Source organism: Paenibacillus spongiae (genome assembly GCF_024734895.1).
In the GTDB taxonomy this organism is placed as follows: domain Bacteria; phylum Bacillota; class Bacilli; order Paenibacillales; family Paenibacillaceae; genus Paenibacillus_Z; species Paenibacillus_Z spongiae.
Map to the genome: position 1 here is coordinate 4,669,453 of NZ_CP091430.1, position 21,563 is coordinate 4,691,015.

Below are 21,563 nucleotides of genomic sequence, written 5' to 3' on the forward strand. Positions count from 1 at the left end.
TTCCTCTCTCAGACCCCTTTAACTTGTGCTACAAGATCCTGCAGTACAGCTTTCAATTCGGCTTTGTCCGTGCTTGGGCGGAATTCCTTCTGGTCGATCACCAGCGGCGCTCCGACGACTACGAGCGGGGCGCCATGCTTGGGCATCTCTGCCGCTTGCGCAACCGACAAACCTCCTACGGCCTGCACGGGTATGGACACCGCGCCCACCACCTCATGAAGATGGTCGAAAGGATTCCGCTCAGGATCTTCCCCTCTTTCGTCGAAGCCGGTATGAACGATAATATAGTCCACTCCGTTGTCTTCTAGCATTTTGGCACAGGCTACCTTATCGGGAGCCGCCATAATGTCGCCCATCACTTGGATGTTGTAATCGCGCGCCGCTTTGACGACAGCCCGAATGGTAGCCGGATGCGCCACCCCCATGACGACGACATGGGTTGCCCCGGCCTTTGCCATCATTTCCGCTTCCAGATACCCGCCGTCCATCGTCTTCAAATCGGCCACGATCGGATGCTCCGGGAACGCCTTACGCAAGGCCGCCACGGCATGAAGCCCTTCTCCAAGCAGCAGAGGCGTACCGGCTTCAATCCAATCGATTCCGGCCTCTACGGCGATTTCGGCCATTTCGAGCGCTTCCCGAATGTTGGTTAAATCCAATGAAATCTGTACGATAGGTTTCATATGCTCACTCCTGTACTTGAATAATTATGAATGAGGCAAAATAATCGATTTGGCGTTCACCAATGAATCCATTTCATCGAAGGCTGCCTTCCATTGATCGATGCCGTAGGACTTCGTCATCGGCAGCGGATCGATCTCGCCCTTCCCCATCATTAACAGCACTTTCTCCCACATCGGATAATTGTGGCTGAATGAGCCCTGCAGGCGTGCCGCCTTCTGAATCAAGGGGTCCAGCGTAAATCCTACCGGAGCCGGGCCCCACCCGATCTTCGTAATTTGTCCGGCAGGCCGGACAACATCGATGCTCTGCTTCAGCGTAATGGATATACCAACCGCATCAAGCACCAGATCAGGGCCGAATCCATCTCCGTAGGAAAGAATCTCCTTCACCACATCCTGCTCGTCGCCGATAATGATCGTATCCGCTCCGAATTGCTTGGCGATCTCAAGCCGGCTTCTATCCTTGCTAGTTCCGACAATCGTCAGCTGGCCGGGCGAAAACAGCTTGGCGACTTGAACGCACATCAGACCGATCGGTCCCGGTCCGAATACGACGACATAATCTCCCGGACGTATCCGGGAATGATGGGCGACGGCATTATAAGCCACGCAGGTCGGTTCCGTCATGGCCGCCTTCTCGAAAGAAACATTATCAGGCACTTTATGAACGATGGCTTCCCGCGTCTTCACATACTCCGCCATGGCGCCGTCTTCCAGCACGCCGAACCCTCTGCGGTCCGGACATAGATTATATTGACCGGAACGGCAGTAGATGCATTGCTCGCATATATACGCCGGGGTTTCGCTAACGACACGGTCTCCCACCGCGAAGAGGGTGACTTCAGTGCCGACCGCCGCCACAATACCCGCATACTCATGACCGAGGGTTACCGGCCTTTTTACCGCGAAGCCTTGAATATCGTGATACATATGCAGATCGCTGCCGCAGATGCCGGCCGCTCTCACCTGAATCAAGACGTCCTTGGGCCCTAGCTCGGACGGGATCGGAACGTCACGGATTTCAACCCTTCCGGCTCCGGATTGATAATTGACAACCGCTTTCATTTCTATTCCTCCCAAATGAAATATTGTGACTTGCCATTGATGCAGCTTTCATTCAATCGCGCTAATTAAACTAATCATTAAGTTAATTCCGCAGATGGATGTACCAAGCCGCATCTGCTCCCGGCAGCAGCGCGTCAACGCCGACTCCAACGGTCAACATCAACGAAGCGTCCTGGTTGTATGGTTACCCGAACAGCGTGTCGAGCGGCGAAGTCAGCAGCTTACCGAACACGACGGCAGTGGCCCCGATGACGCTTTGAGAAGTTCCGAAGGTGGCCGACGCGATATGAACCCGATCCTTGACGAATGAAAAGGTACGCTCTCTCACCCGTTTTCTTAATTCAATGATATGATCGGATAGATACGGATACAGCCTTCCGCCGAGCACGATTTGTTCGGGATCGTACATCGCAAACACATTGATGATCGCGATTTCCAAATACTGCAGCGTTCTCTCCATGCATTCGGTTGCCTGAGGATTGCCTTCGCGGACGTGCCGCATCAGCTCATCCATTGTCCTCGCCCCGCCGGAACGCTTCAGAATACCTTGTATGGCGCCTACCGTCTCCCAGCAGCCGTAATTCCCGCAAGCGCACTTCTCGCCATCAGGTACGATCGTCATATGGCCGACTTGACCGTAGAGGCCATTCGTTCCCCGGACGAGCTCGCCCTTCGTGACAATGCCTCCCCCAATCCCCATCCCCATCGTAATGAACACGAGATCCCTGCTGTTTCTTCCGATTCCGTACCATCGTTCGGCTAGCGCGCAGGTGCAGGAATCGTCTTCGATATGCGCCGGGAGCGAATAGCGTCGCGTTAATTCATCCCGAAGCGGATAGCCGTCCCAGCCCAAGAAATTGGGCGGACTCAGGATGATGCCCTTCTCCAAATCCATCGGCCCCGGCACCGCCGTACCGATTCCGAGCACCCGGCCGCCGCCGGCCAATGCCTTCTCCTTCATACGGTTCACATGAGGGTCTACAACCGCCAAGATCTGATCAGGTCCCCGTAACTGCGCGATATTCTCCTCGACCGACAGCAGCACGTTGCCCGTCAGATCTGTGAGCACAACCTCGATCGTCGATCGGCCGATATCGATGCCGATAATCCGGTAAGAATCCGGATTGAAGCCAAGCATGATTCTTCTTCGGCCGACTGTACCGGACACCGCTTCGTACTCACGAATGATGCCGAGCTGGATCAGTTCCTTCGTCAAATTCGAAATGGTTCCCGATGTCAAACCCGTCTTCTTGATCATTTCAACCCGCGAGATCGACTGATGCTCCCAGATCACATTCAACACTGCCGATATGTTTTGCTGTTTGACTTGCTGCAGGTAAGCTTGTTTGTTCGTATTGATAGCTTTCACTCCACTAGGCTTTGTCGTTATGTTCTCATCCTCTGATGCCTTGCGGCTGGGGCTCGCGGCGGACCCGCATCACCGCAGCAGCCGATTAATCTAATTTAGTTAATCATTAACTTTATGTATAGAATAATGAATGGGATTTGAATTGTAAACACATTTTTATCAAATATTTACATCCGCCGATTACTCATATCGCATCCAAATAAAAAATTGTCCTAGAAGGGGGGCAGCAGACCCTCCATCAAGGACAGTTCGATCAAGATCAGTCATTGTCATTCGGCTAGTGAAAGAATGGAGGACCAGCATAATAAAAGGAATTGCGAGCACGAATTGCATGTTCTTTACTATTATTGGATCCATCATGGCCATCCGTGAAGTACCCGGCTTCCAATGATCCGTGTGATCACTTCCGGCTATGACGAGTCTTAGAAATAGTTGGCACCGAATCGCCTCTTCGTTTGAAGAGCTCGGGAAGAGCGACGCCCAACAATACGATGGATACCCCTATCCATTGGAGCGCGCTTATGTGCTCGTGCAAAACAACGGCTGACAGCAGGACCGCCACAGGCAGCTCGGCTGCGCCAAGAATGCCGGTCAATCCTTCTCCGATATGCGGCACTCCGATGGCGTATAATACCGGTGGCAAGAAGGCGCCGAACAAGCCGAGCATTAAACCAAACGGAAGCAATCCTTCAAGAAGCGCGCCGTTAAACAAGAAGACAGGCGGAAACAAGACGAATACGAACAACATCCCCCCTGTGATCATCCAAGCGCTCCGGTATGTCGGATGCATGGAAGGCACCGCTTTACCGCTCAGCAGCATAAACAAAGTGTAGCTTATCGCGGATGCAAGGCCGAAGATGACGCCGATCCAGTTGAACTTTGCCAAGCCTTGATCGAGTATGCCGGCAGCGAGCAGAGTCCCTCCCAACAATACGAACAGCGTGAACAGAACGATGCCGCTAGGGCGCCGTCTCTGTCCGATTGTGTGTATCAATACTCCCATCCATGTGAATTGAAAAAGCAACAAAATGGCAAGTGAATTGGGAATGAACTTCAATGATTCGTAATACAACAAGCCAGTTACGACCGAAGGAACGCCGGCTGCCATCAGGATCATGCGCTGCCTCCATTCGGACTTCGGAGCGGCCGGAGCGGCCGCAGCGGCGGCAGACGCCAGCCCGCTCCTCTCCTTGCTTCGCCTCTCCTTCCATTTGGTCAATACGACAAGAGACCAAGCTAATACGAATCCAACCGTTAATTGGCTTCCGACGATTTCGCCTAGCATAAATCCTTTGCCGTACGCCATAGTGACGATCGTCGACAGAACGCCGTAGCATACAGCGCCCAACAATACCGACAATTTGTATTTCATCTTTATACCCTCCATAAGCCGTTTGTCGTCAATTAAAAAAACTCCCTTGCATGGAATACGGGAACGCGAAATGCGATCCGATATTCGTAGCAAGGAAGTTAAGGCTTCCCGTAGAGACCCCCGCCCTGAGTTCGCGAGGTTATACGAATGTATGATATAAAATCGAATAAGCAACAGCAGAAATATAGCAGTGTTCGCATGTGATTGTCAATAGGGATCGTATCCGTATCCTTTGCCGACAACCAAGTTTTTATTGTCAATAAGCCCGGCAAATGACAACTATAAATTCATCCTCATTCGTATGGTGTTTCATACCGGGTTTTAGCAAGAACCCACCTTCTCTATGCTAACGGCTATTCATTCAAATAAATCGTCACCCGATTTTGGATCAATTGGCTTACATTCTCGGCCGACTTTTGTCCGCCCATATACGATTCGAATTCTTCCATCGCGATCGAAACGACTTTAAAATCGCTTGTCTGCTTTTTGCCCGCCCCGTTCAGAAGCTCTTGGATCATGCGGGTGCGTTCCTCTACTGATTTGGCGTCCGTTTTGCCTTTGGGAACCGGAAGAGAGCCGTTCACGATGCGATCTGCGGCATCCTTCAGCTTGCTTTCGGCAACGCCTTTATTCATCGGAATAAATTGCAATTCGGGGGAGCTTTGCATTTCATCGGACAGCATAAACTTGACGAATTCCCACGCTTCCTGCTGCACCTTGGACTTGCTGTTCATGCCTAGATTGAAGAACGATTTGAATGGTCCGGCTTGCGTTTCTCCGGATCCGCCCGGCGCACTGTAGTAATGGATATGATCGCGAAGCGAATCGGTTAATGCCTGTTCCAGGTTATAAATGCCGGTTTCCCGGAACAATCCTTTCGTGTAATCGTACGTAAATTCGTCTTTCAATACTCCTTCGTCATACAGCGTCTTGATTTGCTTCATCATCGTACGAAATGCGTCCGAGTCGAAATTCGCTTTGCCGCCCTGGACAAGCTCCGCATAATTGTTCTCGATAAGGTCGCTAAGCAATTGTTGAGGCGATTTATTGACGAATGCGACGTAGTCGGGGCCGGTCTTTTCCTTCAGCTTCTTGGCAATATCTCTGAACGTATCCCATGTCCACGTCTTGTCGTCGATCGTGATGTTCGCTTTGTTTAACGTTTCGGTATTCCCTTCGATCAAGTTGACCATGAAGAAGAAAGGCATGGCATACAGTCCGTCCCCGGATTGCGACGCTTTGAAAATATTCTCGTAGTATTTCGTTTTATCGAACGAGGAATCTTTCGCCATCCAATCATACAAATTGACAAGCATTCCGTTCTTCGCAAATTTATCCTGAGGCAAATTGTCCATTTTGATCAAATCGGATCCTTTACCGGAAAGCGCTTGAGTCGTCACGGTCTGGATATACTTCTCGATATCGTCCTGCGATATGGCTGCAGACATGCCGTCTCCGTTCGTCTCGGTCGCCATATATTCATTAATCTCGATATGAATATCCGGGTGGAGCTCCTCGAATTTTTGCGCGGCCGTTTGCAAGAAGCGGTCGGCGCTCATAACCGCAATCGTCACCGTTTTCTTATTGCCCGGGGCAGATGCGTTACCGTCCGCCGCGTCCTTCTTATCTCCATTGCTCGAACAAGCCGATACCGTTAATGCAATCGCCGCAATCAGCGGCAATATCCATCTCTTTTTCAAATTAGGTCATCTCCTTCTCATTGGAATCGAACCCGATTGCCGGCCTGCAGCGGTTCACTCGATTCTGCGATAATGTCTTCCTGCGGGGAAATTCCCCCCAGTATAATAATCTCTTCTCCGATTTCTTCCCCGGTTTGTACATACGCCTTTTGTGCCGTATATGTATTGCCGAGCGAGCTTTTGTTCTCGCGGATGACGAACAGATAATTCCCCGTACCATCATGCTTGAGCAGCTTCTTGCCGATCACCAGCCCCTGCTCTTTTGCTTGCTTCTCTAAGGCGAAACTGGCCTTCTCACCTCCTTGGAGACCGGTGCCGGATACGGAGACAACGACTGTTTGGGATCCGTTAGCACTTGAGTCTTCACTCCCGCTCTTCGATCCGCCGGTTTCACCCGGGCTATCGATTCCTCCGCCCCTGCCTGACGAAGGTGTATCTGTAATTTCGGAGATTTTCCCTTCGTGCCGCTGCCTGCTGTCTCCGTTTATTACGACGTCAACCTTCTCGCCCAGCTGAAGCAAAGCGGCTGCAGCTTTGTCCGCAGTGAAGGGAAATTCATAGCTTTCTCCGGCTTTCACGACGGTGAGCACCTGTTGTTCCGCCGGTACGTTCATCCCTTCCTCAGCCTTGATATCCGTTACTTTCCCGTCAAATGGAGCCGTCAACGTTCGGTGTCGGGCTAACTCATTGCGCATGCGGTCGATTTTTCGCTGCGCGATTTCAAGGTCCAACCGATCGGTTTCCAAGTCGCGTTTCGCTTTGCGAATCGCCGTCTCATCCCCGGCTTGCTTGGCTGCTATATACTGCTCTTTCAGCGTTTCCCGGTTCAAATTCCGCTTCTTCAGCTCGTCTTCGGCATCCAGAAGCTGCTGCTGCGCCTCCGATCCGTCGAACGTGATCAGCACTTGGCCTTTCTTTACTTGTTTATTACGCCCGACATGAACCTTGACAACCTTCCAGCCGCTCTCGCTGATGAGATCGGTTTGTTCATGCGGGACGATCATGCCGCTCCCTTCGATACGATGGGACAGCGTTTTTTGCGATGCTTTCTCTGTCGTAACTTTCGGCAGCATCGCAGTTTGGATCGTATTGCTGAATAACGTTAGCCCGGCCAATACGAGAAAAAAACCAATAAGCAGGATACTTGCCAAACGTTGTCGGCGTGATGCCATCATTCTATTCCCCTTTCTTGCTTGCACCGCTGCTGCGGCGACAGATCAACCCTTCACGCCGGAAAGTTGAATGCCTTCGATAAAATAATTTTCGGCGTATAAAAACAAGAGCACCATCGGCACCATGTAAACCACGGAAGCGGCAAAGGAGACGCCAAGCAGTTCCTCCTGGATCCGGGACAAAAAGACGGACAGCGGCTGCATTCCTGCATCCTGCAGGAAGATAAGCGGCTGCTCGACCATATTCCAATAATCCGAAAACAGCAGCACGACGAGTGCGGCAATACCCGGCTTGACCATCGGCAGCGCCACCGTTATGAAAATACGCAAATAGCCTGCGCCGTCTATCTTCGCGGCTTCGATATAAGCCGAATGAATATGAAGCATAAACTGACGCAGCAGGAATACGCCGAAAGCGCCAAATATGCCGGGCAGAATGATAGAAGCGGGATGATTCAAGAGGCCCAGCCAGTCTGCCATGATGTAATTGGGCACGAGCGTGACTTGGAACGGCATCAGCATGGTGATCAAGTATAGGAAGAACAGCGAATCCCTGCCGGGAAACCTCAGCTTGCCGAATGCGAAGGCCGCCAATGTCGCTACGAATGCCTGCCCCAGAATAATTGGAACGACCATCGATACGGAATTCCAGAACATGCGCAGAAACATCGATGTCGAAACCAACACCTTCTCGTACTGCTGGAAGGACACCCAGTCGGGAATCCATTTCATCGTGACGAATACGTTGGTGTCGCTCTTCCCCAACATGCCATAGTTAGCCAGGATTTCCCGTTCGGTCATAACCGAATTGACAACTGTCAAAATGACAGGCGTAAGGATTACAGCCGCGACAGCCATGAGCAGGAGTGTGCGAAGCAGCGCCATGCCCGAATGTTTATTCATGTTATCCACCTCCTTGGCTCAGGTTCTTCAAAACAAAGCTGCAAAAAGCCGTTATTCCATGAAAGAACGGAATATTCGCTCCGTACGGAACAATACGGCAACTAGCACAAGAATACTGACCGCCATTAACACGGCACCGGCCGACAGCTTCTGAATGTCAAGTGACAGAAACATATTGTTCATGTAATGCTGCATCATATAAATGCGGTCATGTGGATAGGCCCCCGCGACCAAATACGTTTCCCGGAACACCTTGAACGAATTCAAGACCGACATCAGCACGACGAGAAAGGTCGTCGGTGTCAAATACGTCAGCGTAATGCCAAACAATCTGCGCCAAGGGCCGGCCCCTTCCAAATCCGCGATTTCATAATACTGCTCCGGAATGTTCTGAAGTCCGGCCAGAAACAGAACGATGTTATAACCCATGTTCTTCCAAACGTATATCATTATAATGACAAAGCCCGCCCAATCCGATTTCATCCAGTCGATGCGGTCCATGCCGAAATATCCGAGCACCAGGTTGAATGCGCCGTTCCAATCGAACAGGATCTGCCAGACCATAACAATAGAGGCTACTGGGACGACAAGCGGAAGAACGTAAGCGGTGCGCAGCCAATTCCGGAGATAGACCCGCCGGTTCAAGAGAAGAGCGACAGCGAGCGATACCGTCACTACAATAGGGACGCTGATTAACGTAAACCAGAACGTATTGGACGCGGCTTGCTGGAACGAGGAGCTGAGCAGCAGCTCCTTATAGTTGGACAGCGTCATGCTTCCCCCTCCAAGCCGGTCTTGAAACGAAATCAGGACACTTTGGCCGAAGGGGATCAGGTAGAAGACAGAGAATCCCGCCAGGCTTGGAGCAAGAAAGCATAACGCTACCAGCAGCTCCCTGCGCGCCAATCGATGCATGTTCATAATGAGAGCCTCCCGTGATCATTCGATGATAGCGACAGCTGCCGGTATCACATCTACCAGTGTACAGACAACCTCCGGCAAAACTTTGGAGCAACTGTGGAAAAAGTATGGAATGAGCCTGCGGTAAATCTTTGTTACAATGATTAGGTTAAACAAGGAGGTTTCCCTATGCATGCCTATCAAATCGCCGTGGTGGACGACGACGCTCAAATTCGCGATATAGTAGAAGCCTATTTGCAAAAAGAAGGCTATCGGACGATTCAGCTGTCTACGGCGGAAGAAGCGTGGGCGCTATGGAAGAGCCAGCCGCCGGATATGTGGATACTCGATATCATGCTGCCGGGCATGAACGGCTTCGAATTATGCCGGCAGATCCGCAAAGAAGCGGAAGTTCCCATTATTATGATTTCGGCACGTGACGAGGACGTCGATAAAATACTCGGATTGGAATTGGGAAGCGACGATTACATGACCAAACCCTTCAGCCCACGGGAGTTAGTCGCGCGAGTCAATCGTTTGTTCCATCGGCTCGGTTCGATTCAGCAGGAGAAAGAGAATCCATCCCCCTCCGGAACGCGGATTGAGGCAGGGCATCTGCGGCTGAACACGGAAGAAAGGCGCGTATTCTGGCGCGAAGACGAAATTGAGATGACGGCGAAGGAATATAAGCTGCTTCAAACGTTAGCCGAGCAGCCGAACCGAGCATTTTCAAGAGACGAATTATTGACCTTCGTTTGGAGCGACCAATATTTCGGCAGTGACCGGGCCATCGATGATCTGGTCAAACGGCTCCGCAGAAAAATAAACGAACTTCCGCTCGAAACGGTATGGGGGCATGGATACCGTCTTCGGACCGGCATGTAGGTGATGAAGATGAGAATGATCCACCGGCTAAACTTATCATTCGCTCTGCTGCTTCTATGCACGCTGGCGATAACCGCCGCCGTTATTTATCCGCTGATGCTGGACACCTTGGTAGAAGGCCAGAGGAAGGAGCTGCGGGAACAAGGGAGCGAGCTGTTGAATCAAACGTTAGCCAAGCCCACGGTACCTGCGCAGCGGTTAGAAGAACCGGCGATGCAGGATATGGTTCCTCTCGCTCCAGCGACGAAAGCCCTATTGATTGCGCCGGACAATAGGGTACTGTTCAGTACATTGCCTGCCCTGCAAGCGGCGGAAATGATCGAAATCGCGAAGCGAGTTAACCCGGCAACGGGCATCTCGCACGGGAAGGACGGTCAATACATCGTAGAAACATTGACGGCAGCAGAGGGAGAAGCGCAAGCAAGCGGCCTCACCGCCGTCATGGCTGCACCCTTGAGCAAAGTCAAGTCGATACAGCTTGCTTTATTTCAACGCATGATGATCATCCTGACCGCCGGCGGAATCATGGCTTTCCTGCTCAGCATGTTCGTAACCCGAAGACTCGTAGACCCGCTTGCGAAGCTGAGGAAAGAACTGAAGAAGGTGGAACGCCGCCGCTTCTCCGAAGTCCGGCTGGTGAAGTCGGGCGGCGAAATCGGGGAGGTTGCGCGCAGCGTCTATCAGCTCGCCGGGGAGCTGGAGAAGTACCAGCACACCCAGAAGCAGTTTTTTCAGAATGCCTCTCACGAGTTGAAAACGCCGTTAATGTCAATTCAAGGGTATGCCGAGGGGATTAATGACGGTATCTTTACCGGGGAAAGCGCAGAACGCGGACTGAATATCATCGTGAAGGAATGCGAGCGATTGAAAAAAATCGTAACGGAAATGATTCTGCTAGCCAAGCTGGAGAGCGAGGACGGCATCTTTCATCCGGATCGCGTTTCGGTTGCGGATTTGATTCAAGAAACGGTGGAAAGGATCAATCCGTTACTTGTCAAAAAAGGACATGAGCTTAACGTGAACATCTCAGAAAATGCCAACGAGCAGTTGATTTACGTTGACCGTGGAAAAGTATTGCAGGCGTTAATCAACGTTGCAGGCAACGCGGCGCGTTATGCACGGCATACGATCACAATCGACGCAGCTGCGAACGGCAATTATATCGCTATTGAGATTGCCGACGACGGGGATGGCATTTCCGAGCAGCTGTTGCCGCAGCTTTTTGAGCGGTTCTCCAAAGGGAAGAACGGTGAAACAGGGCTGGGCTTGGCCATATCCCGCGCCATTGTCGAGCGCTGCGGCGGAAGAATTACGGCGCGTAATCAGCCGGGCGGCGGCGCGTTGTTCAGTCTGCAATTTCCGGTCTTGAATGAACAAGGCCCGTTACCGCATTGATGCGATAACGGGCTGCTTCTGATTAAAGGTATAGAATCCCCGATTCAGGAAATCGTGAAAATAGCCCTGCTCCCTGCCATTGACAAATTTGATGCAAAGCCGGACCCTCGCCATCTATTGACTCATCCCATTCTGTTACAATCATCATTTAACCTTTATTTAACTTCTTCTTCTGTATAATAATTCGTAAAACTAGTAAAACGAAGGATGTGGGGGTTATGAGAGTTTTAGTTGTAGAGGATGAAGCGCGCATGCGAAAAGCCCTGTGCAATGGATTGAAAAAATATGGTTATGCGGTTGACGCTGCCGTCGATGGCGAAAAGGCTTTGGAGCTTGTCGAAATAAATGCATATGATGCGGTTGTACTCGACTTGAATTTGCCGAAAATAGACGGGATCGAGGTCCTGAAGGGAATCCGATCCATGAACCGTGAGCTTCGTATTTTGATTTTATCGGCAAGAGCGGCAGTGGAAGACAAAATTATCGGATTAGATACCGGGGCCAATGATTATCTGGCAAAGCCGTTTCATTTCAAAGAACTGGATGCCCGTATCCGTTCGCTGTTGCGAAGGGATTTTATTCAAAAAGATACCATTCTTACATACGGCGATATCAAAATCGATACTGCTCTTAGGAGCGTCACGGTAAGAAATCACAAGATTGAGCTAACCAAAAAGGAATATTCCATCCTGGAATACCTCTTTATGCATAAAGACAGGATCGTGGGTACCGAGGAACTTATTGAGCATATATGGGACGAGAACAAGGCGGATCTTTTTTCCAATTCCTTCAAGGTACAGCTTAATTCTTTGAAAAAAAAGCTGGCACCTTATATCGGCGATAAGGAACTGATTAAAAACACGAGAGGTTTCGGGTACTCGCTCACGAAGGAGTATGCAGATGAAACGGTTCAATAAGATTACGCTGCGATTAAGGCTGACGATATCAACCGCGCTTACGCTTGCAGGCGTTTGTTTTCTGTTGACACTTTCTCAAGTGATCACCTACTCTGAATCAGTGCCGGCTCCCCTTTTCAATGCCGATGTAAATTCCCGTTTACATGTTACGCCGGAACAACCTATTTCCGGAAAACAAAATAATTTCATTGCTTCCAGTTTCGTTTACATGGTCGCCATGATTGCACTAGGTACAGGCGCCTCCTACTACATGTCCGGCAGAGCGTTAAAACCGGTTGCAAACTTAAGCGAAAGCATCAAGAATATCGACGAAAACAAGCTGTTTCAGCCGCTTACAGGCTTTGATACGAATGACGAAGTGGCACAGCTCGCAACATCTTTCAACCATATGATGATGAAATTGGAAAAATCATTCAATCATCAGAAGCGGTTCGCGGCCAATGCCGCCCATGAGCTCAATACGCCGCTCGCTAGCATCATTGCCAACATTGAGGTCTTGCAGATGGAAGAATATCCTACCGTTCTGGAGTACAGAGAGGTTATGGAAGATACCTTGGCGGAAGCGCAGAGAATGAGTCTCCTGGTATATGACCTGTTGAAGATGAACAGTACGTTGAATGCGGACCATTATGAACGTTTTGAAGCGAAAGCGATGTTTGTCGATATTATTGAGGCTGTATCGGAAAGCAGCGGCGATAAAAACATCCACATTGAAAACAACATCTCGGGCATTATGCTTTCAGGTGATAAGGCGCTATTGCAAAGAGCTTTCTTTAATCTCGTTCAGAACGCTGTGAAATATAATAAAATGGATGGAGAAGTCTTGATTACGGCAGTCATGAGCGATGATTCTGTGATCGTCCATATCGAGGATACCGGCATAGGAATTGCGGAGGAAGAACATGAAAATATCTTCGAGCCATTCTATAGAATTGATAACTCCCGTTCAAGGGAATTGGGAGGCAGCGGACTTGGATTATCCATTGTAAAAACCATCATCGACAAACACAGCGGGAAAATTTTCGTTAAAAGCGAATACGGAGTTTTTTCAAAAATAACCGTTGTACTGCCGAAAAAATAACCGTCATTTAACCTCCCTCGAGATATCATATGATCATATCAAAAATCAACGGAGGTAAGCGATGGTTATAAATAACAAGGCACACACTGAAGTCGACAGCTTTGCGCAGTTATTGCATTCGGAGTGGACTATATTCCGAAAAAAACGCAGCTTGAGGATCGGCATGGTTATTGCGGCACTGCTCATCATTTTGTTTGGACTGCTACCCTCGATTACCGGTTCGAATGGGGGTGACCCTCCTCCCTTACTGGAGGGGCCAAATGGTGAAGCAGTAACCGATAAGTTCTACTTTGTGCATCAGCCGCTGACAGGAGACGGCAGCATCACGGTACGCCTGACTTCGATGACAGGCCGGATCAAGGAACCTCCGGCTCCCGGAACGATCGGGCCTGGCCGCGAGCCCGTGCCTGGGATGGTACCATGGGCGAAGGCCGGTGTCATGATCAAAGACGGTGTTCGCCAAGGTGCGCCCTATGTGGCGGTTATGGCCACCGCCGAGCATGGCGTGCGCATGCAGCACAACTTCGTCTACGACACGGCTGGGCAGCCTGGCGACGTTTCGGAGAATTCCCCCCGCTGGCTGCGACTCGCCCGCGAGGGGGATACGCTGATCGGCTACGAGTCTTCTGATGGCGGACAGTGGATCAAGATCGGCACGGTTCAGATGGATCTGCCGGACACCGTCCAGATCGGAATGTTTGCCGCTTCACCTGGTGATCTCAGGTTCAACGATAACGGGTATGTAGTCCGCTTTAGTGAGGTTTCGGCAGTCTTCGATCAGGTCAACCTCCAAGGCCCGTGGAGCCGCGTCGATGTGGGCGTCACCATGGAACCCGATGGGAAGACGCCGCATCACCCAGGCGGGGTGGAGGAGTCCGGTGGGCGGTTCACAGTGACTGGAGTTGGTGACATCGCACCGCAGATTGGTGATGATGGTGGCTGGCGAATTGAGCGCTCCCTTACCGGTGTGTTGTTTGGGCTGATCGTAGTGATTATCGTAGCAGTACGGTTTGCTACCGCCGAATTTCGACGAGACCAAGTCCGGGTGCTGGTAGCAAAGGCTGTCGTGACGGGTACGGTCACTTTTGTTGTGGGGCTGGCTGCCGCCATCGTTACCGTTCTACTATGCAGACCAATTCTTCTCTCAAACGGTATTCAAACCCTTCCCGTAACTCTGTTTACCGAGTTGCGTGTAATAGCGGGTACCGCTGCATTGCTCGCCGCTGCTGCTGTATTCGCACTCGCTCTTGCTGCCTTGTTCCGGCGTCGTGTTCTGGCAGCGATTGTTAGCTGCTCGCTGGTTGTACTCCCCCTGATCCTCACGTTTACCAACGTCATCACTGTGGACATGTCTCAGTGGCTCTTGCGGATTACCCCGGCTGCCGGATTCGCGATCCAGCAGAGCATTCCGGAGTACCTACATGTTATCGGTCCTTATATACCGAAGTCGGGTTATTATCCGTTAGCACCATGGGCCGGCTTTGCTGTGCTCTATGGTTACAGTGCTCTAGCTCTCGGTCTGGCCATCTTCAAGCTGCACGGCAGAGAAGAAATGAGGCAGGAACTGAGTGTGAAGTGATCGAGAGCAGCCAAATTTTGATTTAATCGAAGGCACGATTGGGAACCAAGTGAAAAACATATCCCTTTAGGGAAAACAAAAAACCGCGAAATGCCTTATAAAATCAAGGGTTTCGGCAGTATTGATCGTTCTTTTCTTTTTTGCTTAGCGTAATTCTCATTTCCTCTGAACGTTTCAGAAAACGCAGCCTTCTGTGGGCTAAACTAAATTTTTTTGCTCCAAGTGTATTTACATTGGCACAAAATAAAAACCCTTCTTTAATTTCAGAAGAGTTTCATTCAAGAGCATGGTGCGGTCGAGAGGACTTGAACCTCCACGTCATTGCTGACACTAGAACCTGAAACTTGAGAATACTTTTCTTGGCTTCCTCAGAGTATAAGATTACTTGATCGAAAACTTAGTATTGGCAATGGTTTTAAGCGATCCATCGTACTTTCGTTAAAGTGTTCGAGGAATTGCATATGAGCTTTGAACTACATCATTTGGGTGCGAGAATATCGATCCAGCTGCTTGATGAAGGAAGTCATTCTTCTTTCAGCATCCAGCGCCCGCAGCATTTCTTTCTCAAGAAGCGTACGGTTACGATTTTTTTGATGACGATAGTGGTGAAGCAGAAGATACGTCGTCCTGGGAAAACGCAGCAAAGCGCGGAGCATGGCATAGTCTGTTCGTTCTAATTTGCTGACTCGCTGATATCCGTCAAGAAAATTAGCGGCAATTGAAAAATTCCACCTATGGTCTTTGCAACAATTATAGATCATCCGATATAGCTCGTATGCGCGCAGATCAACTCTTAACGTTTCAAAATCAATGATATGCATACCGTTGTTATTTATTATGAAATTGGTCGGACCGCCGTCTCCGTGGCACAATACAATTAAATGACGCCCGGATCGGCATATTTTCTGATAACTATGGTTTCGCAGAAGCTGCTGAGTTAAGTTCGAATAACCGAGGATTTCCATTCCATGCTTTTGCAAAAGTGGATGGATACGAGATGACTTGTTGATCAGTCCAGACATCAATCTATGCTGGGCGCGAATTTCAGCAGGCCATTTTCCGACCATGTTCGCAGCGCCTGATATAGATCGGCTAGATCCCCGCGCAGCGAGATGAAATCGCGCTAAAGCAGCGCCGCACTTTCTCATATCGCCTGGTGATTGAACGGAAGGCCATCGCCCTGCAATCCACGGAGCGAGAACATAAAGAGACCCGCCGCGATGCATTTGTACAAATAGGCGGCGTCCCTCTTCCGTATGAACGCTGCGCCAACCGAGCCGGTTGAACCCTTTGCTGCGAATCGCCAGCAAAGACCGGTCAATCCATCGCAATCTTTGCAACGATACAGGCATACGCTTCAGCGCGTATGCTTTGTTATTAGGCAGAACAAGTCGAAAAACCCCATTTTGGATGGGAATAATTCGAATCGGATGAATTCCGAAGCGCCTGGCTATGGGAGCCGCATTTTTCCGTGTACTCATTTCACTCTTTCCTTCACTGAAGAACGAACGCCGGATCTTTGAAGCCGCAAAAATAATGTCTTGTATTCGGCTGCCATCCTCCGCCAAGAATATCGTTTCACCATAAGCTTGGCTTGGATGAGTCGCTGCTTAGTCTTACCTGGGTTTTTCCAAACGGCTTCGATCGCCTGACTGATCGCATTACTATCGACTGCTGTAATAATCTGAGCATTCCGTGGATTTACAAATTCTTTCAAACCGCCCGCACGAGTGGAAATTAGAGGGATTCCGTTGGCCATCGCCTCAAGCGCCACTAAGCCGAACGATTCCAGTTTACTTGGCACGACGACCGCGCCATGAGAAGAATACATCCGCTGCACCTGGCCATGCGGAAGAAATCCAAGCCAGCGGATGTTGGATAAGACGCCTATTTGTTTCGCGATAGCTTTAAGACGCTTCTGATATTTGAGCGAAGCTTTCCCGATAACGGTCAAGCGGATTTGTTTTTTTTGCCCTGATAATATGGAAATTGACCGAATTAATGGTTCAATGCCTTTATCCCTGATAAGCCTGCCCACAAACATCAGTCGATGGGGCGGGACCCTCGTGCCATTCGAACCGACCCGAACGCCGTTCGGAATCACTTTCGTTTTAGATGCTGCACTGTAGAACCGTTTTTGGATTTCTTTTTTGAGCCAGTAGCTGGGTACGATGATTTGATCAGCATGGCGAAGGAGTGAAGCCTGACTTTTGATGCTGCGCAGGCTGCTTCCATCTTCCATAGAAACTAAGGAATGACAGGTGTATACAATAGGGATATGATACTTACGTTTTAATAATATTGCAGCTCTCTCAAACTCGAGACTATGAATGTGAATAACATCCGGTTTTCGCGGGAAGAACCGTGTACTCAGCTGCTGAATAGATTCTGGCTTATAGGATGAAGACGAATGATTATAATACCTGGCACTCGCAGGGATGCGGACGGTCGCCAGTCCTTTGTTTTGGGTCAAATGGACGGAATGGGTAGTGCTTTGGGTAATGACGTTCACTCTAACGTTTTGTTTCATTAAGGCTTTCGCTAGTTCCGTAGCTACTGTACCGAGTCCGCCTACAATTGACGGGGCGAACTCAGCCGTCATTACCCATACGGATGGCGATGATGATAATTTCACGATATGGCCTCCCCTATCCATTCTTATAAATGTAAAGTATGAATGAAGGGATTATTAAGATTGGGGTACGGTCTATAACTTTTATTCTTTTTCTCCGTTACTATATAAGTTGATCTAAAGATTTTCCGGCAATTGGCCACTTTCTAAACGAAGACAGAGACGATCAATAATATTTGCAAATCTGAACCGATTTGTTGCATAAACCTGGTAATTATTGATGACATCCGCCTTCAGTTGGTCAGTCTGAGGGGAGAGTTAAAACAAACTCTTATCAGGATGAGGATATGTATTCGAACAAAAAAAATAATGACCCTTCAAGGTCATCGGGAATCCGTACTCCTACGCATCGAAACATTAAATAAAACCAATGTTATAAGAATGTTAGAAAACAACCCCCATAAACGAACAAAAGTTCCAGCCGCATGAGCTGAAACGAATGATAAGGTTGGTGCGGTCGAGAGGACTTGAACCTCCACGTCATTGCTGACACTAGAACCTGAATCTAGCGCGTCTGCCATTCCGCCACGACCGCATCTTGCTGACAGCGATGCCATTTGCAGCATCATAATCGCAAGCACGTAACCTATCTTATCATCCCGAGATCACTAAAGTCAAGAAAAATAAGATGCTGCGGACTATATTTCTCTCCTTTTGAAGATCTGCTCCGCAGATTTAATCGAACAGATCGCCCAATACGTCAATCATGGTCTTTTTCTTCTTGGGCCTTCCGTATTTATCGTATCCGTACTTGTGGCCGTATCCCCCATTATGACCCTGGTGGCCGTACCCGCCGTTCGGATGAGACTGATTTCCGTAATGGCCTTGCTGCGGCTGTTGAGAAACATAGCCCCCTTGAGGTGCTGCTTGTCCATAGCCGCCTGCTGGTGGCGGCGGAGGCGTCTGTGCGTTCCCGCCGATTGTTTGGGCGTTGCCGCCTCTGTAATACTGCTCCTCCAGTCGGTCATAATCATCCTGGATCTGACGCATCCCCTGCATCAGCTTGTCAAGCTCGCCGCGGTCCAGCCAAACCCCTTTGCAATCCGGACATACGTCGATCATTACACCGTCCTTCTCCACTTCCCGCATTCGAACATCTGAGCAAACCGGACACTTCATGAACGAATCCCTCCTTATTAAATCGTCATATGGGCTTCGAACGAGCATCATGGAGCTTACCCGCTTCGAATACACGCATATCGTTATCGTTCCATACGAACTTCTGCCGATTACGTTCCACATCGCCGTTCGTTTCTTGCAGCCTAATGATGTTCGCAGGGACCTCTTATTCTTCTTCGACTGCAATCGACCGGGGTTCAGATGCAAGCTCATAGCTATAAAGCCTGCTTAACTTCACTACCCTGCGATTATGTTTTCGAATCACGACGCTATCCTTATCCCATGCGACGACGATGCCGATCACATCGTTCATCTCCAATGCGTCGCGAACCACTCTGAGCTTGGTTCCTTCCAGCCGATATGTATTAAGCTGTTCATCCGTTATCATGATTATTTCCAGGCCTCCTTAGCGGTCCACCATAACAAAAGACCTCAATGCCGCGTTCATCGCACTCATTGAGGTCTTCATCTCTGTATTGGTTACGGATATCGCAATGAACTATCCGACGTGCTCCTTCGAATCGTTCGTCTCGTACCATTCATCCAACACGCGCGAGGACATGACACGGCTGGTAATGTACTCGGCTTGCTTCTCCGTGAACATCTCGTGCCAATCGACCTCGAGCTCGCCGCAAAGTTTGACGATCGTTAACAATTCTGACCAAGCAACGTATCGTTTATACCAAAAAAATTGAGGATGCTCAATCATATAAGGGTATAAGTCATCGAATTCCGTATGCTTGCAGTCGAGCGCACGCTCGAAATGGACTTTGGCGTCGGACAATTTGGAATGTAAATAGTCAGAAGAAAACTTCCCCATGTTCTTGTGCCTCCCCTTGGTCACTTATGAACATTATATGACAAAAAGAATATCGCGAAAAGGGACTGATTGTGGAAATGTGACAGGCACGCCTATTCGAAGCGGATGATTCCGCCCTCCAGCGAAGCCACTTTAACGAGCGATTCCACGACGATTCCCTGCTCGCGAATCGTACCTGCACCGGCCTGGAATGACTTCTCAACGACGATTCCAAGCCCCGCCAGCTTAGCGCCGGAACGCTCGATAATCTTGATCAAGCCCCGGGCGGCGTCTCCGTTGGCAATGATATCGTCAATGAAGAGCACATGGTCTTCCGGGCGAAGGAACTGCTTCGATACCATAATATCCGTCACAATCCCTTTCGTAAAGGATGGCACCCGCTCAGTTAGAGCATCCTGATCGGCAATAAGCGTCTTCTTGCGTCTGGCAAATACAAGCGGCACATTAAGGGCAAGTGCTGTCGCAAATGCGACCGGTATGCCCGATGATTCGACCGTAATGACTTTCGTAATCGATTTCTCGGCGAAGCGACGCGCAAATTCCTTCCCCATCTCCATCGTCAGTTCCGGATCTACCTGATGATTCAGAAGAGCATCCAATTTAAGAACATCGCTATTGATTACGGAAGCCTCGCGTAATATGCGTTCTTTGAGTATATCCATCCGCGTTCCCTCCAGAAAAAATCTTTTTCCGATAACGTACCATAAGGTAGGCGGGCTTCGCAACTGAAATCCTCAAATAGGAATGGATTTATGCCATAATCATGCAACTTTTTCCATTGCTAAAGCGTCTATAGAAAGAGAGATTATTTTCGCGATACTTTTCATCAACAGGAGGTGTCATTAGTTGTTACCTAACCCAGCGAGAATTGCAGCAAAAACGTCTACTGTCCTCCTTCTGTCCGTTATTATTGCAGGCTGCCAAACGACGATAAACGATCCCGTGCCGGAACCGGGTACGAGCATAGGGGCGAGCAATCTTAATTCCGATCCGAATTCAAATCCCGACAGCCCGCAAAAAACATACAATAGCGCTACCGATTCGGGTGATGTACCGGTAGCGAACGCCGTCGCAGACGACGATAAGACGGATCAGCCCGACGCCGAGACCCAATCATCTTCGGACAAGAAGGATGCCAAGATAGACGGCAAGCCCGAAGTCACGCCGATCAAAGAAGAGAAGCAATGGGACCCTACTGCGCCGAAGCTTCGCGGCATCGCCCTGGGCGACACTCAAACCTCACTTGATCGTAAGCTCGGCAAGCCAAGCGACGCATACGATCTGGAGGATGAGTCCGAGAAGCTGCGAGTTAACGAATACGATGGCTTCGCTGTCGGCTTCGGTGCCGATAAGAAAGTCAGATTCGTTGAAGTCTTCAAAGCCGGCGTTTCAACCGAGTTGAACGGACTGAAGATTGGCGATAATAAAGACGCCGCCGTTAAGGCATTAGGCAAGCCCGATACGAACACTTCCAGCGTGCTGGCCTACAAAGCTGAGAAAGCGCTGCTCAAGATCGATTTGGAACCGAAGACCGGTACTATTATCTCCATCAAGCTGTTCCATGAAGCCGAATAGATTGGACACAATTACCAATCCCTACTCTATATTCCCTGCACCACGCGACTATTCCAACGGCGACCGGCGTATGAAGCCCCTTCTTTCAACCTCATGATATCCGGTATGCCCGCGGATCTTATGATCCTTGAGGCTGGTTCTTGTAACCAGCTTCGGCCTCACCGCATTATCCACCTCACCTCTGCCTACTGAAGCAAATCGATTCGATGACTTAACCGCGATCTTCCTCAGACCGTCCCGTTCGATCCTTCTTTGTCCCGCAAGCTGCCAAGCGTCGCTATACTTGCATTACCGGCGCGTAAGGTATACAACCATGCTGCCGGTCTTCTATGGCCTTCAGTATCAATTTATGTCATGCCTGTCCTCTCCCGGACATACCTTATAACAAAGGCGGGA

At 49.8% G+C, this 21,563-nt stretch carries 20 protein-coding genes, 1 tRNA gene and 1 riboswitch; of the genes, 6 read left to right on the plus strand and 15 right to left on the minus strand.

Features of this window, described 5'->3' with window-relative positions:
* Positions 1 to 8: 8 nt before the first annotated feature.
* The 8 genes from L1F29_RS21155 to L1F29_RS21190 all read right to left on the minus strand — a co-directional run bounded on the left by L1F29_RS21155 (position 9) and on the right by L1F29_RS21190 (position 9,185).
* Positions 9 to 683, minus strand: coding sequence for an orotidine 5'-phosphate decarboxylase / HUMPS family protein (locus tag L1F29_RS21155; RefSeq protein WP_258384026.1), 675 nt, complete (start codon positions 681 to 683; stop codon positions 9 to 11).
* A gap of 24 nt (positions 684 to 707) precedes the next feature.
* Positions 708 to 1,748: a zinc-binding dehydrogenase gene (locus L1F29_RS21160; protein WP_258384027.1), complete on the minus strand. Its 1,041-nt coding sequence runs from the start codon at positions 1,746 to 1,748 to the stop codon at positions 708 to 710.
* Between the two features lie 184 nt (positions 1,749 to 1,932).
* Positions 1,933 to 3,117, minus strand: coding sequence for an ROK family transcriptional regulator (locus L1F29_RS21165; protein ID WP_258384028.1), 1,185 nt, complete (start codon positions 3,115 to 3,117; stop codon positions 1,933 to 1,935).
* 400 nt (positions 3,118 to 3,517) lie between these two features.
* Positions 3,518 to 4,489, minus strand: a complete 972-nt coding sequence (locus L1F29_RS21170) for an EamA family transporter (protein WP_258384029.1) — start codon at positions 4,487 to 4,489, stop codon at positions 3,518 to 3,520.
* A gap of 67 nt (positions 4,490 to 4,556) precedes the next feature.
* Positions 4,557 to 4,656: riboswitch (purine riboswitch) on the minus strand.
* A 186-nt stretch (positions 4,657 to 4,842) separates the two neighbouring features.
* A complete protein-coding gene (locus L1F29_RS21175; protein WP_258384030.1) occupies positions 4,843 to 6,189 on the minus strand; it encodes an ABC transporter substrate-binding protein in 1,347 nt (448 codons plus the stop codon).
* A 17-nt stretch (positions 6,190 to 6,206) separates the two neighbouring features.
* On the minus strand, positions 6,207 to 7,361 hold the full coding sequence (locus L1F29_RS21180; protein ID WP_258384031.1) for an efflux RND transporter periplasmic adaptor subunit: 1,155 nt from the start codon (positions 7,359 to 7,361) through the stop codon (positions 6,207 to 6,209).
* A 45-nt stretch (positions 7,362 to 7,406) separates the two neighbouring features.
* On the minus strand, positions 7,407 to 8,264 hold the full coding sequence (locus tag L1F29_RS21185; RefSeq protein ID WP_258384032.1) for a carbohydrate ABC transporter permease: 858 nt from the start codon (positions 8,262 to 8,264) through the stop codon (positions 7,407 to 7,409).
* Positions 8,265 to 8,315: 51 nt separating this feature from the next.
* Entirely contained in the window at positions 8,316 to 9,185 is an 870-nt protein-coding gene (locus L1F29_RS21190; RefSeq protein WP_258384033.1) for a carbohydrate ABC transporter permease, read from the minus strand.
* Between the two features lie 168 nt (positions 9,186 to 9,353).
* On the opposite strand from L1F29_RS21190, the gene L1F29_RS21195 reads away from it, so the two are divergent.
* The 5 genes from L1F29_RS21195 (at position 9,354) to L1F29_RS21215 (ending at position 15,021) form a co-directional block, all read left to right on the plus strand.
* Positions 9,354 to 10,049, plus strand: a complete 696-nt coding sequence (locus tag L1F29_RS21195) for a response regulator transcription factor (protein ID WP_258384034.1) — start codon at positions 9,354 to 9,356, stop codon at positions 10,047 to 10,049.
* A gap of 15 nt (positions 10,050 to 10,064) precedes the next feature.
* On the plus strand, positions 10,065 to 11,444 hold the full coding sequence (locus L1F29_RS21200; RefSeq protein ID WP_258384035.1) for a sensor histidine kinase: 1,380 nt from the start codon (positions 10,065 to 10,067) through the stop codon (positions 11,442 to 11,444).
* Positions 11,445 to 11,662: 218 nt separating this feature from the next.
* The gene (locus L1F29_RS21205; protein WP_258384036.1) at positions 11,663 to 12,361 is read left to right on the plus strand and encodes a response regulator transcription factor; all 699 of its coding nucleotides are present in this window, start codon (positions 11,663 to 11,665) and stop codon (positions 12,359 to 12,361) included.
* 64 nt (positions 12,362 to 12,425) lie between these two features.
* Positions 12,426 to 13,442, plus strand: coding sequence for a HAMP domain-containing sensor histidine kinase (locus L1F29_RS21210; protein WP_258384037.1), 1,017 nt, complete (start codon positions 12,426 to 12,428; stop codon positions 13,440 to 13,442).
* A gap of 61 nt (positions 13,443 to 13,503) precedes the next feature.
* Positions 13,504 to 15,021: a DUF1349 domain-containing protein gene (locus tag L1F29_RS21215; RefSeq protein ID WP_258384038.1), complete on the plus strand. Its 1,518-nt coding sequence runs from the start codon at positions 13,504 to 13,506 to the stop codon at positions 15,019 to 15,021.
* A gap of 473 nt (positions 15,022 to 15,494) precedes the next feature.
* Here the strand turns inward: L1F29_RS21215 and L1F29_RS21220 are convergent, their stop codons facing one another.
* The 7 genes from L1F29_RS21220 to L1F29_RS21250 all read right to left on the minus strand — a co-directional run bounded on the left by L1F29_RS21220 (position 15,495) and on the right by L1F29_RS21250 (position 20,254).
* A complete protein-coding gene (locus L1F29_RS21220; RefSeq protein ID WP_258384039.1) occupies positions 15,495 to 16,502 on the minus strand; it encodes a phosphotransferase in 1,008 nt (335 codons plus the stop codon).
* Positions 16,499 to 17,656, minus strand: a complete 1,158-nt coding sequence (locus L1F29_RS21225) for a glycosyltransferase family 4 protein (RefSeq protein WP_258384040.1) — start codon at positions 17,654 to 17,656, stop codon at positions 16,499 to 16,501. Before L1F29_RS21225 ends, L1F29_RS21220 begins: the two co-directional genes overlap by 4 nt.
* Positions 17,657 to 18,102: 446 nt before the next feature.
* Positions 18,103 to 18,188: transfer RNA gene (locus L1F29_RS21230), tRNA-Leu, on the minus strand.
* 140 nt (positions 18,189 to 18,328) lie between these two features.
* A complete protein-coding gene (locus L1F29_RS34485; protein ID WP_373876421.1) occupies positions 18,329 to 18,772 on the minus strand; it encodes a TFIIB-type zinc ribbon-containing protein in 444 nt (147 codons plus the stop codon).
* A 166-nt stretch (positions 18,773 to 18,938) separates the two neighbouring features.
* Positions 18,939 to 19,160 carry a hypothetical protein gene (locus L1F29_RS21240; protein WP_258384041.1) on the minus strand — a complete coding sequence of 74 codons (222 nt, stop codon included), beginning with the start codon at positions 19,158 to 19,160 and terminating at the stop codon, positions 18,939 to 18,941.
* Between the two features lie 111 nt (positions 19,161 to 19,271).
* Positions 19,272 to 19,592: a hypothetical protein gene (locus L1F29_RS21245; protein WP_258384042.1), complete on the minus strand. Its 321-nt coding sequence runs from the start codon at positions 19,590 to 19,592 to the stop codon at positions 19,272 to 19,274.
* A gap of 92 nt (positions 19,593 to 19,684) precedes the next feature.
* Positions 19,685 to 20,254 (minus strand): xanthine phosphoribosyltransferase, encoded by a 570-nt coding sequence (locus L1F29_RS21250; protein ID WP_258384043.1) that lies wholly within the window; start codon positions 20,252 to 20,254, stop codon positions 19,685 to 19,687.
* A 184-nt stretch (positions 20,255 to 20,438) separates the two neighbouring features.
* Here L1F29_RS21250 and L1F29_RS21255 point away from each other — a divergent pair, with 184 nt between their 5' ends.
* Positions 20,439 to 21,167 (plus strand): hypothetical protein, encoded by a 729-nt coding sequence (locus L1F29_RS21255; protein ID WP_258384044.1) that lies wholly within the window; start codon positions 20,439 to 20,441, stop codon positions 21,165 to 21,167.
* Positions 21,168 to 21,563: the final 396 nt, after the last annotated feature.